General features: G+C 74.3%; 1 protein-coding gene. It reads right to left on the reverse strand.

What is annotated here, in order from left to right:
- The coding region (locus tag SACPADRAFT_RS0209635) for an HAD family hydrolase (RefSeq protein ID WP_028662353.1) at nt 1-947 on the reverse strand (947 nt) is incomplete at its 3' end.
- Nucleotides 948-1369: the final 422 nt, after the last annotated feature.

Below are 1369 nucleotides of genomic sequence, written 5' to 3' on the forward strand. Positions count from 1 at the left end.
GCACCGAGGACCGACGGCACCCCGATCCGCGCGGCCTTGCGGCCGGTGCGGAAGTCCCGGATCGCCCAGCCGCGGTCGCGGGCGACGTCGCGCAGCCCCGCGTCCGGGTTCACCGCGACCGCCGTGCCCACCACCGACAGCATCGGCACGTCGTTCTGCGAGTCCGAGTAGGCGGTGCAGCGCCGCAGGTTCAGCCCCTCCCTGGCGGCCAGCGCCCGCACCGCGTGCGCCTTGGCGCGGCCGTGCAGCATGTCCCCGACGAGCCTGCCGGTGTAGACGCCGTCGGTGCTCTCGGCGACCGTGCCCAGCGCACCGGTGAGGCCGAGTCGGCGCGCGATGATGGCGGCGAGTTCGACCGGCGTCGCGGTGACCAGCCACACCCGCTGCCCCGCGTCGAGATGCATCTGGGCGAGCGCCCGGGCGCCGGCCCAGATCTTGTCGGCCATCAGCTCGTCGAAGATCTCCTCGCCGATCTCCACCATCTCGTCGACGGTGCGCCCGGCCACGAAGGACAGGGCCTGTTCCCGGCTGGACTGCACACCCTGGTGGTCCTCCCGGCCGCCGACCCGGAACTTGACCTGCTGCCAGGCGAACCCGGCCAGATCGGAGGTGCTGAAGTACCGGCGGGCCGCCAGGCCGCGGGCGAAGTGGAAGATCGACGCGCCCATCATCATCGTGTTGTCCACGTCGAAGAACGCGGCGGCGGTCAGGTCGGGGGGTGCGGGCGTGCGCGGTGCCGGGACCCCGGCCACGGGTTCCGCGGCGGCCTCCGGCTCCGGACCCTCCGCGGCTTCGGTGTCCGGTTCGAGCGTCGCGACCTTGGCGCTCTCCATGGCCACCGCCGCGTCGGCCGACGCCTCGCCCGCCAGCGCGGCGAGCCGTTCGCGCTCCCGGCGTCTCCCGCGGCCTACGCGGCTCCGCCACCGTGACACGTGCACCGCCTCCACTGTCCGGGTCTTCCTTCGGTGCCCGTCCCACAGAGTAACGAGCCGGGGGTGAACACCGGAGAGCTATCCGATGGCCACGTCGGGCAATCCCGGGAGAACGGGCGGGATACGCACCAGCGGCGGGTCCTCCTCACCACCATCGGGTGGTGGTGGGTCGTTCCGGGGAGGGTCGGCCGGGACCGGTGCGGGGACGACTTCCGGCGGTGCGGACCCCCGACCGGGCAGGTCGCTGTGCACACCGTCCACACGGACCGTCGAGCCGGTGAACGACACGAGGTCGTCCTCGTCGGTCTCCCCGGACGACGGCGGGGCGTGGTGCGGCCCCGGGGACGCCGTCGGCCCCGGCTGTTCCGGGCGCCCGGCCGGGGACGACGGGGGTGTGGACGAGGAGCCCGGTTCCCGGGGCGCCTCCGGGTCGGTCG

The organism is Saccharomonospora iraqiensis subsp. paurometabolica YIM 90007 (genome assembly GCF_000231035.2).
In the GTDB taxonomy this organism is placed as follows: Bacteria; Actinomycetota; Actinomycetes; order Mycobacteriales; family Pseudonocardiaceae; genus Saccharomonospora; species Saccharomonospora paurometabolica.